This is a genomic window from uncultured Brevundimonas sp., assembly GCF_947305955.1.
Taxonomy (GTDB): domain Bacteria; phylum Pseudomonadota; class Alphaproteobacteria; order Caulobacterales; family Caulobacteraceae; genus Brevundimonas.
Genome location: NZ_CAMZFB010000039.1, coordinates 1 through 15001, shown reverse-complemented (window position 1 = coordinate 15001; position 15001 = coordinate 1). Strand labels below are relative to the sequence as shown.

General features: G+C 63.0%; 18 protein-coding genes and 1 pseudogene. 16 read left to right on the top strand and 3 right to left on the bottom strand.

Annotated features, from left to right (window positions below; all coding sequences use genetic code 11):
* Window positions 1-6: 6 nt before the first annotated feature.
* The 5 genes from Q0Y42_RS10375 to Q0Y42_RS10355 are packed head-to-tail and all read left to right on the top strand — an operon-like array spanning window position 7 to window position 5021.
* Window positions 7-3564 carry a hypothetical protein gene (locus tag Q0Y42_RS10375; RefSeq protein WP_297803386.1) on the top strand — a complete coding sequence of 1186 codons (3558 nt, stop codon included), beginning with the start codon at window positions 7-9 and terminating at the stop codon, window positions 3562-3564.
* Complete coding sequence (locus Q0Y42_RS10370) at window positions 3564-4133, top strand: hypothetical protein (RefSeq protein WP_297803384.1); 570 nt, start codon at window positions 3564-3566, stop codon at window positions 4131-4133. The genes Q0Y42_RS10375 and Q0Y42_RS10370 overlap by 1 nt, the downstream gene beginning before the upstream one ends.
* Window positions 4130-4483 carry a DUF1353 domain-containing protein gene (locus tag Q0Y42_RS10365; protein WP_297803382.1) on the top strand — a complete coding sequence of 118 codons (354 nt, stop codon included), beginning with the start codon at window positions 4130-4132 and terminating at the stop codon, window positions 4481-4483. Before Q0Y42_RS10370 ends, Q0Y42_RS10365 begins: the two co-directional genes overlap by 4 nt.
* Entirely contained in the window at window positions 4480-4713 is a 234-nt protein-coding gene (locus Q0Y42_RS10360; RefSeq protein WP_297803379.1) for a hypothetical protein, read from the top strand. The genes Q0Y42_RS10365 and Q0Y42_RS10360 overlap by 4 nt, the downstream gene beginning before the upstream one ends.
* On the top strand, window positions 4710-5021 hold the full coding sequence (locus Q0Y42_RS10355; RefSeq protein ID WP_297803377.1) for a hypothetical protein: 312 nt from the start codon (window positions 4710-4712) through the stop codon (window positions 5019-5021). The genes Q0Y42_RS10360 and Q0Y42_RS10355 overlap by 4 nt, the downstream gene beginning before the upstream one ends.
* On the opposite strand, the gene Q0Y42_RS14080 is transcribed toward Q0Y42_RS10355, so the two are convergent.
* Window positions 5018-5359 carry a DUF2493 domain-containing protein gene (locus Q0Y42_RS14080; protein ID WP_366108327.1) on the bottom strand — a complete coding sequence of 114 codons (342 nt, stop codon included), beginning with the start codon at window positions 5357-5359 and terminating at the stop codon, window positions 5018-5020. The genes Q0Y42_RS10355 and Q0Y42_RS14080 overlap by 4 nt on opposite strands.
* Before the next feature lie 34 nt (window positions 5360-5393).
* Here Q0Y42_RS14080 and Q0Y42_RS10350 point away from each other — a divergent pair, with 34 nt between their 5' ends.
* The 7 genes from Q0Y42_RS10350 to Q0Y42_RS10320 all read left to right on the top strand — a co-directional run bounded on the left by Q0Y42_RS10350 (window position 5394) and on the right by Q0Y42_RS10320 (window position 9192).
* Complete coding sequence (locus tag Q0Y42_RS10350) at window positions 5394-5849, top strand: M15 family metallopeptidase (protein ID WP_297803375.1); 456 nt, start codon at window positions 5394-5396, stop codon at window positions 5847-5849.
* Complete coding sequence (locus Q0Y42_RS10345; RefSeq protein WP_297803374.1) at window positions 5846-6250, top strand: hypothetical protein; 405 nt, start codon at window positions 5846-5848, stop codon at window positions 6248-6250. Before Q0Y42_RS10350 ends, Q0Y42_RS10345 begins: the two co-directional genes overlap by 4 nt.
* Window positions 6247-6522 (top strand): hypothetical protein, encoded by a 276-nt coding sequence (locus Q0Y42_RS10340; protein WP_297803373.1) that lies wholly within the window; start codon window positions 6247-6249, stop codon window positions 6520-6522. The genes Q0Y42_RS10345 and Q0Y42_RS10340 overlap by 4 nt, the downstream gene beginning before the upstream one ends.
* Before the next feature lie 14 nt (window positions 6523-6536).
* Window positions 6537-6860 carry a LysR family transcriptional regulator gene (locus tag Q0Y42_RS10335; protein WP_297803372.1) on the top strand — a complete coding sequence of 108 codons (324 nt, stop codon included), beginning with the start codon at window positions 6537-6539 and terminating at the stop codon, window positions 6858-6860.
* A 473-nt stretch (window positions 6861-7333) separates the two neighbouring features.
* On the top strand, window positions 7334-8152 hold the full coding sequence (locus Q0Y42_RS10330) for a hypothetical protein (RefSeq protein WP_297803371.1): 819 nt from the start codon (window positions 7334-7336) through the stop codon (window positions 8150-8152).
* Window positions 8153-8371: 219 nt separating this feature from the next.
* Entirely contained in the window at window positions 8372-8737 is a 366-nt protein-coding gene (locus tag Q0Y42_RS10325; protein ID WP_297803369.1) for a response regulator, read from the top strand.
* A 92-nt stretch (window positions 8738-8829) separates the two neighbouring features.
* Window positions 8830-9192, top strand: coding sequence for a hypothetical protein (locus tag Q0Y42_RS10320; RefSeq protein ID WP_297803366.1), 363 nt, complete (start codon window positions 8830-8832; stop codon window positions 9190-9192).
* 5 nt (window positions 9193-9197) lie between these two features.
* On the opposite strand, the gene fni is transcribed toward Q0Y42_RS10320, so the two are convergent.
* Both fni and Q0Y42_RS10310 read right to left on the bottom strand, forming a co-directional pair.
* A complete protein-coding gene (gene fni, locus Q0Y42_RS10315) occupies window positions 9198-10232 on the bottom strand; it encodes a type 2 isopentenyl-diphosphate Delta-isomerase (RefSeq protein WP_297803364.1) in 1035 nt (344 codons plus the stop codon).
* Window positions 10233-10268: 36 nt separating this feature from the next.
* Window positions 10269-12059, bottom strand: coding sequence for a PPC domain-containing protein (locus tag Q0Y42_RS10310; protein ID WP_297803362.1), 1791 nt, complete (start codon window positions 12057-12059; stop codon window positions 10269-10271).
* A gap of 108 nt (window positions 12060-12167) precedes the next feature.
* On the opposite strand from Q0Y42_RS10310, the gene folD reads away from it, so the two are divergent.
* The 4 genes and pseudogenes from folD to Q0Y42_RS10290 form a co-directional block, all read left to right on the top strand.
* Window positions 12168-13094 (top strand): bifunctional methylenetetrahydrofolate dehydrogenase/methenyltetrahydrofolate cyclohydrolase FolD, encoded by a 927-nt coding sequence (gene folD / locus Q0Y42_RS10305; RefSeq protein WP_297803360.1) that lies wholly within the window; start codon window positions 12168-12170, stop codon window positions 13092-13094.
* Between the two features lie 99 nt (window positions 13095-13193).
* On the top strand, window positions 13194-13883 hold the full coding sequence (locus Q0Y42_RS10300; RefSeq protein WP_297803358.1) for a LemA family protein: 690 nt from the start codon (window positions 13194-13196) through the stop codon (window positions 13881-13883).
* A 13-nt stretch (window positions 13884-13896) separates the two neighbouring features.
* Complete coding sequence (locus Q0Y42_RS10295) at window positions 13897-14739, top strand: TPM domain-containing protein (RefSeq protein WP_297803356.1); 843 nt, start codon at window positions 13897-13899, stop codon at window positions 14737-14739.
* Window positions 14739-15001 (top strand): annotated as a pseudogene (locus Q0Y42_RS10290) (TPM domain-containing protein); the annotation flags it as partial. The gene Q0Y42_RS10295 and the pseudogene Q0Y42_RS10290, both read left to right, overlap by 1 nt.

Below are 15001 nucleotides of genomic sequence, written 5' to 3'. Positions count from 1 at the left end.
GCCCTAATGCCAAGCGCATCTTTTGCCACGCAAATCGCTGTCGCCAACTTCGCCACCAAGGCCGTGATATTTGGCGGCCTCTCGATGGCTGCCAGCGCGGCCACAATGGCCCTGATGCAGCCCAAGACGGGTGCTGGCGGCTCTCCCATCGCGTTCAAGGCCGACCCTGCCGCGCCGATTGGTGGCGTGATGGGGCGTTCTGGTGTCGGCGGTCGTCAGGTGCATGCCAACGTCTGGGGCAAGGGCAACCTGTTCCTGTCCTACGTGACCGTGCTTTCGCTTGGCCCGATCCAGTCGATTGAGCAGTTCAAGGCCAACGATACGGTTGTGACCTTCCCCGGCTCGCAAGGGTTGGCAGCGAACGTCGAGCCGTACAAAGACAAGATGTGGATGACGTATCGCCTCGGCTTGCCGGGTGATGCGGCCCTCGGCCCGCCGACCGGACAGCCGCAAGGCTCTCCGGGCATGACCGAGTGGACCTCGGCGCACAAGCTGCCGCAGTTCGCCCATGCCTTCTGGACGATGCGGAACAACAGCAAAAACGCATCGTATGAGGGCGGTGTGCCGCGCCCGCTGTGGACCATCCACGGCATGAAGCTGTGGGACCCGCGCAAAGACAGCACCTATCCGGGCGGCTCGGGCTCCCAGCGCCGCGATGACTGGCGCACGTGGGCCTACACCGAGAACCCGCATCTGCACGCACTGGCATGGGTGCGCGGTCACTTCAAGCTGAACACCGATGGCTCGATTGACCGCACCAAGCACATCGCGGGTGTCGGTGCGCCGGATGACGCCATCGACATCGCCGCCTTTGTCTCTGGCGCGAACATCGCGGACGAGAACGAGTGGGTTATCTCGGGCGAATGGACGACGGCCGACGACAAGTGGCAAGTGCTGGTCGCCATGCTTCAGGCAGGCAGCGCCGAACCCATCAACCGTGGCGCTCAAATCTCGATCCGCACCAATACGCCTGTCGCGTCGATCCACACCTTGACTGCGGAAGAGGTTGTGGGGTCGGTCCAGCTCGCCACGATGGTCAGCCGCCGAGACCGCTTCAACACCATTATCCCGCGCTTCCGTTCCGAGCCTCACAAGTGGGAACAGCTGGCCGCAGGGCCTGTTACATCCAGCGTCTATGTCACCGAGGACGGCGGCGAGAAGCGCTCGCGCGAGGTGGCCTACAACTATGTCCGTTCGGCGCAACAGGTCGCCCAGCTGGCCGCCTATGATCTGGCGAACAGCCGCGAGAGCCTGACGGGCACCATTCCGTGCAAACCGCACCTGCTCGGCCTGAAGGTCGGCGATGCCCTCACGGCAAACCTGCCCGAGGCAGGCCTGAACGGCCAGAAGTTCGTCGTCACGCGCCGCAATTTCGACCCGCAGTCCTGCGTCGTCACGCTGGAAGTGCGCTCGGAAAGCGACGGCAAGCACGATTGGGCGCTGGGGCAGGAAGGGGACCCGCCAGCCGCACCGAGCCTGACGGCCATCGACCCGATCCCGCCTGCGCCGGAAGAGGGCGAGTGGACCATCACACCACAAGCCCCGACCTCAGGCGGCATCAGCCAGCCCGGCCTTGAAGTGGTCGGTGAACTGCCTGACGGCATGGTGGCCATGCTGGTCGAGGTCGGGCCGGATGATGAAGGGCCGTGGCGTCAGGTCTATCATGGCCCCGCGCAATCCGAGGCCATCCGTATCACCGGCCTGAACCCCGGCGAGGTCTATTACGTCGCCATCAGCTATTTTGCGGCCAACGGCCACCAGTCAGCGCGAATGATCCAGGGGCCATACACAGCCCCCGCCCTGACGGCTGGCGACGTCATCCCGACTGCGCCGTCCATCGTGGCCCTCGAAGGCGACATCGAGGACCTGTTCGGCGTCACCGAGACACTGAACGGCGACCTCTCGGCGGCCGAGCTGTTGCTGGGTAGCGTGAGTTCGGAGGTGGCGGCGGCACGGGGTGGTCAGTCCAACCTCAACGCACGTATCGCGCAGGTTAATCAGGCCCGCATCGATGGCGACAGTACGAACGCGTCAGCCATTAGCGCCGTTGCGCTGGAGGTCGAGAACGCCCGTGACGGCGAGGCCTCGCTCCTTGCCAAGATCGCGACCGTCGAGACGGCTGTCGTTGATGAGTCAACCGCACGATCTACGGCGATTGGTGTTGTCGAGGCCAAGCTGGTCCCGCCCGTCAACGAATACGCAAACGCAGACCTGTCAAACGGCACTGTGGGGTTTGCGCCGCTGTGGGGCTATTCGGGTCCACTACCGACCGTCACGTCTGATGGTTCCGAAATCCGCGTGCTTAAGGCTGGCGGCGATTGGGACGGCACGAACACCTACTACTGCATCGTCGGTCTGTATGGTGGCCCCGACACGGTTGCCATTACGGGCGGCAGCCGAGTTTGCTGGCCGGTCGCAACAGGTGAAAGGGTCGGCTTTGCCGTCGACGCCCGAACGCGAACGGGCGATGCCAGATGGTCGTTCAGCTTGCTGTGGTGCGATGTCGATGGAGATAACATCACATCTCTAGGAACTGCCGTCACCGCATACGGCGAGGATGAATGGCAGCGCCGTGGTATCATCGGGACGGTCCCGGGCGAAGGCTTTGTCTGGGTCGAAGGTGCGGCCACTCTGGGATGGGATGGCTCGCTCGGCGTGGCCGATATGGCCCTGCGCCGCCCGACATTCGCGCGCCTCGCTGCCACGGCAACGACCCTGCCCGCCTATACGGCTCCGGCCAATGGTCGCCAGATCGGCGAGCTTTCGGCATCGGTGCGCGAGCAAGGCCTTGCGCTCATCGATGTGGAGACGAAGCAGGCGCTTGCTTACTATGAAGTCGTTGCGGCGGCGACAGGGGGCAAGCCTGCCCGCCTGAAGCTGGTGTCGGGTTCGCTAGGCTCTGCGGTCGCGCTGGACTATGACCAGCTCTATCTCGGCGACAATACGGTCGTTGACGACGCGACGGACACCGAACAGACCACCATTGGGTCGAACATTCGGGTGATCGCGAAGGGTGCGCCCTTCGGCGCTGCGGGCAACCTCATTGACTGGTACGGGCCGACCGGCATTGCGCTAAGCGCTATGACGCCAGCCAATGGCTATTTCGGCTTCATGACCACATCGCCGTACGTCTTCAACAATGCGGTTGCAGATGGTGTGGCGACCCTGAGCGTGACGGCGCTGGGTTCGTCGAGCGGCACCACCAACGTTACGATGACGTCGGGCAGCCTGAGCGTGAAGCTGTCGCCGCGTGTGAAGATCTCGGCGGTCATTAGCTATGACGGCGGGTCGCAGATGACAGGCGGTGTCACCGGCACGTTTGCGGTCGAGGTGTTCGAGCAGAACAGTGCGGGCACGACCGTCATCGCGTCCACGACCATGACCGTCAACGGCATCAACGGCGGCGCGGTCAACGACCTGACGGGCGGGCAGATCAACACCTTCCCGATTGGTCAGATGGCCGGAAAATCCGGCAACGTCACTTACGGCATCCGCGTTCGCCGGACCTCGGGCGCGGCCAACTTCATCAACCTTCGCGCAACGCTTTATCTGGAGGTCATCTGATGGCGCTCGAAGAAACGCTTTACACCCATCTGACGGCCATCAACGAGGCGTTCGAAGAGGTTGACGGCGAACTGCCGGCCCGCCTTGAGCGTGTCCGGTCATTCGCCCGCACGGCGGTCCATTCGGTCGCGCCCGGCGAGGACAACTCGGTCGAGGGTATCTGCAAACGTATCGACAAGTTGCGCGATGCGAAGACCGCAGCCGACTTCGCCTATGACTTCGGCGAGACGGTAGCCGTCAACGATGCCAACGAAGAAGAAGCCGCTGGGGTGCGTCGGCTTCAAATGCGAAGCCATGACGTTCAGCGTTGGCTGGCGGTTCACGCAGCGGCACTGACGGCCATCATCGGCGGTCAGCCCGAGACGGTTATACCGATCCGCGCCGAGGATAACTGGAACATCCAGACGACGGCAGCACAAGTTGTCGAGGTACTTACTGCCGCCATCGAGCGCGGCGCAGTCCTGCTCTACTATGGAGCGAACCTCAAGGCGGCAGTTCGCGCAGCTGAAGACCCGACCACGGTCGATATCGTCAACGGCTGGCCGTTCGATCCGGTAGCTGAAGAATGATCGGCTTCGACAAGTCACCGAGCCTCACCATCGAGGGCAAGCGGCGGGCGGTTCTGAACGAACCTCTCGCCGTTTCTTTTGGAGGCACCCCGCTCGTCACCATCCCCGCTGGATACGCGACCGACGGCATGTCCCGGCGCTGGTGGATGCCGAGCAAGTGGGGCCGCTGGCACCCGAAATATCTGCCCGCCTCCATCCTTCACGACTACCTCCTGACAGACACCGACTGGCCCAAATGGCAGATCGATTGGCTGTTCATGGGAGCCCTTCGCGCAACGGGCGTCTCAGCGCATGAAGCGGGACTTTTCTGGTTGGCCGTTAGGACGCGCCGCCGTGGAGCAAACACATGACCGAGCGTACCACCAACGCGCAAATCGCCGCTCAGTTGGCCAGCATTGAAACCCAGCTAAAGCATCTCACGGCCACTGTCGGCGAAGGGCCGGATGACGGGCTGCGAGGCGAGGTCAAGATGCTCGTCGGCGTCAAAAACAAGGGCTGGGGTCTGGTGGTCGGCCTCCTGCTCTTGGCTGGCGGTATCGGCGCGGCGCTCAAGGCCGTCTTTGCGGACCTGCTGAAATGAGCAAGCTTGCCAATTTCCTGACCGGATCGCTCAAGGCCATTCCGCTGGTCCGCTTCGTGCTGATGCTCGGCGGCGGCATCATGGCGACCCTGTTCGTCGCGGTCGCGGCGGCTTGGCTGACGTATGGCCGGTTCCCCGACCTAGAGGCTGTGTGGCTGGCCCGTATCACTGCCGTTGCGCAGATGGGCCTCGCTGCATGGGCCGTGGTGGTGGTGGTGATGATTACCCTCGCGTGGGGGAAGGTCAGCGGCATCAAGCTCAGCAAGGGCGACATGTCCGCAGAGCTTGATCTGGACGACAGTGACTAAACCGATAGCACCTTCACTCCCGCCTCCTGAGCGAGCTGAACCATCACGTCGGTCCCTCGTCCGCCCGGAAACGCGATAACCACGTCAGGCTTGCCAAAGTCCAGCATCCACTTGTTGCGCGTTGGACCTGCGGCTTTACCGAGGTGCTTCCAGTTTGCGGGAAACACGCACGCCGGAAGCTTCCGGTAATGCGCCCATCGCACAGCCAAATCGTCAGCACCCGTCGCGCCTCCGGCAATCAGGAGCGTGATGGGCTGCTTGGCGTGGAAGTCCTCTAGCACTCGCTGGAGCAAGCGCCAGTCGCTGAAGTCTCGGCCACCGCAGACAAGCAATCTCATACCTAGAACATACCACGAACAGGAGGCCACACCAATGGCTTACCGTTTCTCGCAGCGCTCGCTGACGAGCCTCCAAGGCGTGCATCCCAATCTGGTCAGGGTCGCCCATCGCGCCATACAAATCACCTCGCAGGATTTCGTCGTCACTGAGGGCGTGCGAACGAAAGAGCGGATGTGGGAGACATGGGGCAAGGGCCGCACCGTGGCCACCTGTGCGTCGAAGGGTGTTCCGGCCAAGTACGCCAAGCCAAAGGAGGCTAAGGTGACGTGGCTGGCCGACCCGCTGTCCTCCAATCACCGCGCCATGGCCGATGGCTACGGCCACGCAATCGATGTTGTCCCGTATCCGGTGGACTGGGACGACGACAAGAAGTTCCACGCCATCGCCAAGGCCATGAAGCAGGCGGCGCAGGAACTGGGCGTGCGCATCTCGTGGGGTGGCGACTGGACCAAGAACCGTGACCTCCCGCATTTCGAGCTGGCCCAATGAACATCGGATCAATATTCCCAAGCCGCCTGACCATCATCGCCACCGTCATCTGTTTGGTGGCCGTGCCTCTGGCAGTGTTCTCGTCCTATGGGTGGGGCCTGTCTCACCGCGACTTCGTGCGGGTGGATGGCGAACTGAAGGAAGAGCGTGCCCAGCACGCGGCCTGCCAGCTCGACCGCGCCCACGCGCAGACGGCGCTCAGGAACCAGTCGGCCCAGATCGAAGCGCTCGCCGCTGCAGGAGAGGTCGCCAAGGCCGAAGCCGAGGCCCGCGTGAAAGAGGCTCAAACCCGCGCCCGAGCCGCAGAGCGCGAGGTTCACCGCATCCTCGCAGAGCAAAAGCGCGAGGGTGAAACGGCATGCGATGCGGCATTCCGGCTGATTATGGAGACCGTCCAATGAGGATCGCCGCTCTTCTGGTCGCACTGCCCCTGACCGCGTGCGCCCCGACCGTCATCACCAAGACCGAGTATGTCGAGGTGAAGGTTCCGGTGCCAGTCCCGTGCACGGTGAACATCGGCCCCGCGCCGGAATACGCGGACACCGCAGAGGCCGTGCAAGCCGCACCGGACATCTTCGAAGCCGTGAAGCTTTTGCTGGCAGGGCGCGAACAGCGCATCGCCCGCGAGGCCGTCACGACCGCAGCCCTTAGCGGCTGCACCCCCAATCCGTAGAACCGGAGCCGCTGATGCAGAGCCACGGCCTGACCGAAGAACTTGCGAACTATGCGACCACGGACAAGCAGCGCGAATGCCTTGCTGCGGTTCTTGAACATGGTAGCCAGAGAGCAGCGGCAAAGGCGCTGGGGATCGCACAAAGCGGCCTGAATGACCACTTGAAGCGCCTGAAAGCCCACGCAGCCCGCAAGGGGTATGCGCCAGGGCACTTCGCCTCCGGCGTTCCTGAAGGCTACCTTCAAGGCAAAGTCACGGTCCAGCGCAATGCTCACGGCGAGGTCGAGCGCACTTGGGAGCGCATGTCTCCCGACCAGATGCAGACCATCGCCGCATAGGAACCCAGACCCGCCCTGCCCGTTCAATCGGAGCAGAGGCGGCTGCACGGAGGAGAGGCCCGCCCTAATGCGCTCCTCCACCTTTCGCACGTTCCCACCACAGATCGTCCAACGCGGCCATCGGCCTGACAGTCTTTGGCCGTTTCGGCTCAGCCATGGGGCCGCATAGCACAAAAGCAGAACAAAACCCTAGTTGCTCTCTGGTTCGATTGAACCGGATTGAACCGATATTCCTGATCTGTTCACGGCCAAATGCTGAATTAAGGCACGGCCACGCCTATACTTTTCAATGTTTTGGGCGCAGAGAACTCCGTTCACACCGAGGGGGTCACAGGTTCAATCCCTGTCGCGTCCACCATCTCTTCTTCCCTGACATTGCAAAGCTTTGTTTCGGCACGACAGTGGTCTGCGGATTGGCTTGACGTCTCAACTCTTACGGGTACCCATGCTTTGGAGCATTAGGGAACCGCGATATGAAAAGAGTTGCTGCGTCGTTGCTGGCCCTCGCGCTGGTGGGTTGTAATCAGCAGGCCTCCAAGGATGCCCCCGCCGCTGGGGGCGATACCGCGGTCGGTGCCGAGCTTTGCACGGCTGACCAGACGGCCCAGCAGGTCAAGCAACTGGTTTTCCGCGCCGCTGGCGACGTGGCCAATGTCGATCCCGTGCTTCTGAACGATCTGGCGATGGAGACGACGGCGACCATTTCGGGGCCTGTGCTTCAGGGCGTGGACGAGGCACTGAAACGCACCTCGTGCGCGGGTCGGCTCAGCATCGCCCTGCCCGCCAGCGCACAGCCCTTGTTTGGCCGGGACAAACTGCAGGCCGATATCCAGTATTCGGTTCAGCCAGCCGCTGATAACTCCGGCCCCGTCTATCAGGCCACAGGCACCGATCCGATTGTCACTGCGCTGAGCCGTCAGGATCTGACGAAGTGGAGAACCGGCACCACGGCTGCCGCCGCGCCTAGCACCGCAGCACCCGCACAACCCGCCGCCTCTGCTCCCGCTGCAGCCACCGCCTCGCAGCCCACCACCGTCAGAGGCCAGTCGGCCCGCAGGGCATCCCAGTTCCAACCCAGCTTTGACTGCGCCCGCGCCTCGACCCGCGTGGAGCATCTGATTTGCGGCAATGAGTCACTGTCACGGCTTGATCGCCAGATGGCCGCTGTCTATCGCGCGGAACGCAATGATCCCAACGCCCTCGCCCGCCAGCGTGCATGGCTGCAAAAACGGAACGCCTGCACGACCGAGGAATGCCTGCACGACGTCTATGCCCTGCGGGTGGGCCGCTGAGGCGTTGTTTTCCGATGCGGAAGCAAAAATAGTTTCCTATAAAATTCAATGAATTGGGTGTTTGGCGAAATTTTCTCGAATTTCGGCGGCACCCTTTTCATCTTCAGGCGTTGCCGTATCTAGTCACAGTCCCGATTCACTGATGGCACGCTTTGTGGGGGAGCGCGCCATAACGGGTTCGTAGCGTCGCCTCACTCAAATTACAGGATACGCTCGCATATGTCGGATGCACTCGCTGGCCGTCGCGTTTTGATCGTGGAAGACGAGTCGCTCGTCGCCATGCTGCTCGAAACCATTCTCGAAGATCTGGAATGCCAGATTGTCGGTCCCGCTGGCTCGGTCGAGGAAGGCGTCAATGTCGCCAAGGCACAGGACATCGATGCCGCCCTGCTGGATGTGAATGTCGCGGGGCAATATGTTTTCCCTGTCGCGGAATGTCTGAAAGAGCGCGGGATACCTTTCGTCTTCTCAACCGGTTATGGCGAAGGCGGCTTGCCGGACCAATGGCGCGGCCATCCGACGATCCAGAAGCCCTTTACCGAGGTGGCCGTGCGCGACGCCTTGGCTCAGGCCCTGTCGGCCTGATCGATTTAGCCGTTCCTTTCGGGGGCAGGTTTGGCGTACAAGAACGGGCCGGATTATTCCGGCATGTCGCTTGACCCCTTGTGTGAATTCCTATGCGCAATCTGTCCCTGTCTGTTTTGGCGATGGTTCTGGCCGGCACACTGGCTGCCTGCTCTGACAACTCCACCCAGCACACGGTCGACGGTGATGGCCTGCGCGTGGATGTGGTCGCTCCCAAGGAACCGGAAATCGTGCCGACCCAGGGCCAGCTCTCGGTTGGCGAGTTGGCCGATGGCTATGACCACGCCGCCACCATGCAGCGGGCACAAGAGTTCGAGACGGTGGACGAGGACCTCGGCACATCATGGAACGACGAGTCCTGGGCCTATGAGGACGGAACCGGCCCTGCCATCAAACAGGTCCCCCAGTCCGAGCCGGATAAGGACGTAAAGGTCACCAAGGTCCCCGCGAACTAAATCGCCTAGCGGACCGGTACCAGAGGCACCCGCTTCAAATGCGCCAGACTGGGCGCATTCACACAGAAACAGACCGTCTTCAGCTGGCGCGTCATCAGCTGGAAATGCGCGATCACCGCCTCGGTTGATTGCGTCGCGGCGTTCAGAACGCCCGCAGCCACACCCACAACATCGGCCCCCAAGCGTATAGCCTTGGCGGCATCCACGCCGTCGCGGATGCCGCCTGAACCGATCAAGACGGTGGACGGCAGTGCATTGCGCGCCTCGGCAATCGCACGTGCCGTGGGGATGCCCCAGTCGGCAAAGGCGGCTGCGTGTAACTGGTCTTCCAGCTTTTCCGAGCGTTGCCCCTCGACCAGAGCCCAGTTGGTGCCGCCGCTGCCTGCCACATCAATCGCGGCAACGCCCATCGCCACCAGACGCTGGGCGGTAAGGGCGGAAATACCCGCCCCCGTTTCCTTGACGATCACTGGCACGTCCAGTTCGTGGACCAGCGCATTCAGCGCCGCCGCCACGCCCCACCAGTCCCTGTCCCCTTCCGGCTGACAGGCTTCCTGTAAGGGGTTCAGATGCACGACAAGGGCGTCGGCATCGATCATGTCGATGATACGAAGGGCCTCGTCCCGCCCAAAACCGCGCGTCAGTTGCGCGGCACCGATATTGGCGAGGATCGGCGTATCCGGCGCCCGATGGCGCAGACTGCGCCCAAAGCCGGGCAACTCGCCATCGGCGTCCAACGCGCCCCGCTGCGAGCCGACAGCCAAGGCCAGCCCCAAATGCTGGGCCGCCTCGGCCAGATGGATGTTGATGGCCTCGGCCCGTTCCGGGCCGCCCGTCATGGCGCTGATCAGGAACGGGGCCAGCAGACGCCGTCCAAGGAAATCGACGCCCAAATCGATCTTGTCGTGATCGATGTCCGGCAGCGCCTCGTGGATGAAGCGCCAGTCCTCAAAGCCCGTCGTCAGTGCATGCCGCCCCTTTCCCGATAGAACGACATCGAGATGCTGGTCCTTACGCGACACGGAAAAGGGGTCAGTCATGCACTCACGCGGTACAGTTGGATAGGTCCGACAGCCTTACGGTTGCGGCTCGACGATCAGGGAATAGTCGCCAGTCGAGTTGGCCTGGAAGCTGGTCACGCGAACAACGTATTCGCCATCGTTCGGCGCGGACCAGATCAGACGCGAGTGGGTGTCGGACAGGCCGTCATCGTCCTGCTTGCCCCAGCTAGAACCCTCGGCGCTGGCGCTGCGCACCATCACCACGGCGTCAAACGTCGGTGCCACAAGGATGAAACGCAGCTTCTCGTCCTTGGAGGCGTGGAAGGTGTATTCGTCATAGAAGGCACCGCTGCCAATGCCGCCTTCGGAGGTGTTGTCCCTGTCGCTCAGGCTACCGCGCACGGTCGAGCCGACCATGACGCTGCCGCGCTCGGGCTTGGGACCACGATCCGTCAGGCGCAGCTCATAGCCGCCGCGCTCGTCCGACTGATAGCTGCTGGCACGGATCACATATTCACCCGTCTCGGGCACATCGAACAGAATGCGCGAGTCCGTGCCGCGCCCTGCCCCGTCGTCGTCGGTGACCATAGCGTCGAAGTCATCGCCCGCCTTGCCCAGTTCCAGCAGGGCATCAAAGTCGGACGATTCCAGCGTAATTTGCAGGCGCTGTCCCTCGGTGGCCGAGAAGCTATAGGCGTCGTAACGGCCACTGCCGCCCTTGCGCGCGTCGTCGTCAGTCAGTTCGCCCTCGACGGTTGCTCCCATGGCGATGGGGGTCGGCGCAGGCGGTGCGGCAACCTCTTCCACGCTCAGCGAATAAGGGCCGGTCCGGCCTTCGCTCAGAGCGGACGCCTCGATGACATAGGTGGCGTCTTCCTTGGCGACGAAGGTGAGGCTGGCGTCCAGATTGCCACCACCGTCATCGTCCGATTGTACCAGCTTACCGGCGGCATCGAACAGCGACAGATAGCTGTCCATGTCACTCGATTCCATATCGATCTGGTAGGCGCGACCGGCCACCACCGACAGCGAGTAGCGATCCGACGGCTTGCTCGACATGCCGATCTGGGTTTCATCGGTGATCTCCCCGTTTACGGTCTCCCCCACCGTGAAAGGTGTTGGTGCGGCTAACGGCTCGGCTTCGCGCAGCGCGATGGTGTAGCGGCCGGTGCCTTGGCCACCGGGCGAAGACACCTTGATCAGATAGCTGCCATCGGTCGGGGCGGTGAACAGCAGGCGCGAGTTCAGACCTTGCCCCGGGGCGTCATCGTTCTCGGCGAGAGAGCTAAAGACCGGACGGTCGTGGCCGACAAAGACCATCGGGTCGAAGCCTTCCGAACGGACGGATATCTCTACACGCTGTCCCGCGCGCATGTTCAGGCGATACGCCTGATAGATCTGGCCGTCATCGCCCTGAGAACTGCGGTTGTTCAGACGGCCATTATCGGAACGCCCCACGGAGATGTTCGAGGCACGCATCGGAATCGGACGCCAGCGGTTCACAGTCATCTCAAACTGACCGGCGGAAAAGGCACTGGCGCGGAGGATATATTCGCCGTCTTCCTCGGCAACGAAGCGCAGGCGGGCGTTCAGGTCGCCGCCGCTGTCGTCGTCGGACGCCAGCGCTTCGTCCGTGTCATCGGCTTTATAAAGATGCACAAAGGTGTCGACGTCGTCGCTGCCGACAAAGACTTCGATTCCCTCGCCGCGACGCAGAGACAGGCGATAATCCCGCCCGTCATCGTCGGTCCGCCCCTCTGCCCTGCCGCCGACCGAAATCGTGCCCCCGTCAGTCTGGGCGTGGGCTAGCGACGCGCCACCGATGATTGCAAGGGCGCTGGCCGCGATAAGCAGGGTTGAACGCATTGGGAATGTCCCTCCGGATTTGTCAGGCGCATCATAGACGCCGAACCATGGCGCCTGTAAATCGCCCACATCGCAAACAGTTCCTCGTCCTGAGCGGAGTAGACACCTATGGCGACCGAGACCGGCACGGCCACAATCATCGATGGCAAGGCCTTTGCCAGCACACTCGTCACCCGTGTAGGGGCCGCCGTGGAACGACTGGTCCAGAGCCACAACGTCAAACCGGGTCTGGCCGTGGTGATCGTGGGCGAAGACCCTGCCAGCCAGCTCTACGTCCGCAACAAGGGCGAAACGACGCTGAAGGCCGGCATGCGTTCGGACACGCACCGCCTGCCGGAAGATACGACTCAGGAACAACTGCTGGCCCTGATCGATCAGCTGAACGCCGACGACGGCATCCACGGCATTCTGGTCCAGCTCCCCCTGCCACAGCACATCGATGCCAATGCCGTGCTGGACGCCATTTCGCCGGACAAGGACGTGGATGGCTTCCACGTCGTCAACGCGGGTCGGCTGGCCGTGGGTCAGGATGGCCTGGTGCCTTGCACCCCGCTGGGCTGCCTGATGCTGCTCAAGGATCAGCTGGGCGATCTGTCGGGCCTGAATGCCGTGATCGTTGGCCGCTCGAACATCGTGGGCAAGCCGATGGCCCAGCTGCTGCTGGGCGAAAGCTGCACCGTCACCATCGCCCACTCGCGCACCAAGGACCTGCCGGCCCTTTGCCGCACCGCCGACATACTGGTGGCCGCTGTCGGTCGTCCGGAAATGATCAAGGGCGACTGGGTGAAGCCGGGCGCGACGGTCATCGACGTCGGCATCAACCGCGTGCCGTCCAAGGATCCGGTCAAGGCCGCAGAGGGCAAGACCCGCGTCGTCGGCGATGTGGCGTTTGACGAAGCCGCCGCTGTCGCGGGCAAGATCACGCCTGTTCCAGGCGGTGTCGGTCCGATGACCATCGCCTGCCTTCTGGTGAACACCTACACCGCCGCCTGCCGCACGATTGGCGTGCAGCCAGACGATCTGTTGGCGCGTTAATCTGCATCGATCGGGGGCTGGGGTCTTGCGCTAGCCCCCCATAACACCCCAATCCTATAGATTGAGGATCGGTCACCGTGACCGAACAGGAGGAAGCTGATGGCTGGTATGTCCCCCCGTATGGCCGCCGTGGCCGCTGTTGTCGTTCTGGCCCCTGCCGTGACCGGCTGCGGCTACAACACCATTCCCACCAAGCATGAACGTGCGCAGGCGGCATGGGCCGATGTCCAAAGCCAGTATCAACGTCGTGCAGACCTGATCCCGAATCTGGTTGCCACGGTTCAGGGTGCCGCCATTCAGGAGCGCACCACCTTGACGCAGGTGATCGAAGCCCGCGCCAAGGCCACCAGCATCAATGTGAATGCCGATGATCCGGCGTCCTTCCAGCAGTTCCAGCAAGCCCAAGGCGAACTGTCGGGTGCCCTGTCGCGTCTGCTGGTGACGGTCGAAGGCTATCCGCAGCTTCAGTCGAACCAGAATTTCGTTGCCCTGCAATCGCAGCTGGAAGGCACCGAGAACCGTATCGCTGTGGCGCGCCGCGACTACAACGAAGCCGTGCGTGACTACAACACCACCCTTCGCACCTTCCCCAGCATCATCTGGGCCAAGACCCTGCAAAGCGGCAACAAGCCGATGCAGCTGTTCACCGCAACCGCCGAAGCCCAAAGCGCCCCGAGCGTGAACTTTGATGGTCTGAACCCGTCGGCTGCGGCCCAACCGGGCGGTAACGCTCCGGCTGTGGCTCCGGGTTCTGCTCCGCCTGCTGCGGCTCCGGCCGCCGCCAACTAAAGGCTGGCTCAGCGTGAAAAGGGCCATTGCCCTTCTGTTCGTAATGGGTCTGTGGCTGGGCACGGCTTTGCCGATGTCCACTATGGCCCAAGGCGTCCCGCAGTTCCCTGCCCTTTCGGGTCGTGTGGTTGATGGTGCCAACATCCTCGACCCCGCTCAGGAACAAGCCCTAACGACCAAGCTGTCGACGCTGGAAGCCCAGACGACGGACCAACTTGTGGTGGTCACGGTCGACAGCCTGAACGGCTATGACATTGCCGACTACGGCTATCAGTTGGGCCGCCATTGGGGCATCGGCCAGAAGGAAGCCAACAACGGCGCCCTCCTGATCGTCGCGCCCAACGACCGCGTGGTGCGGATCGAGGTCGGCTATGGCCTCGAGGGCATTCTGACCGACGCCTATTCGTCGCTCGTCATCCGCAACGACATCCTGCCGTCCTTCCGCGAGGGCGACTACTACGGCGGTATCGACCGTGGTGTTGATGCTATCGCCAGCCAACTGACCCTCGATCCCGAGGAAGCCAAGGCGCGTGCCGCACAGATGGTCGAGGAAAGCCAGCGCAGCGGAGATACGGGCGCGATGCTGCTCGGCGGCTTCTTTATCCTGTTTGGCCTGATTGTGGTGCTGGGTGCCGTTGTGGGTGCCGCATCGGGCGGCCGCGGACGTAGCATGCACGGTGCCGCCAATGGCGCGGGCGCTGTGCTTTGGACGACGGCCGAGATCATCGCAGCTATCGCCAGCAGCAGCGGCGGCGGACGTGGCGGCGGCGGCGGTCGCGGTGGCGGCTTTGGCGGCGGCGGCTTCAGTGGCGGTGGCGGCAGCTTCGGCGGCGGCGGCGCATCGGGAGGATGGTAATGGATTTCACTACCGAAGATCACCAGCGCATCGCCGATGCCATTGCCGCAGCCGCAAATGGCACCAGCGGCGAGATTTTCTGTGTCATCTCGCGCCGTGTTTCGACCTATCGGGATGTGCGATTGGCATGGGCTGCGGCGGCGTCACTGGTGCTGCCCGCCATCCTCGTGCCCATGGGGCTGACGGGCGAATGGTTCGGCCTGAACGACAGCTGGGAGATCGCCCACGCGTCCAGCCAGTCCGCCGAGGTCAACCGCGCCCT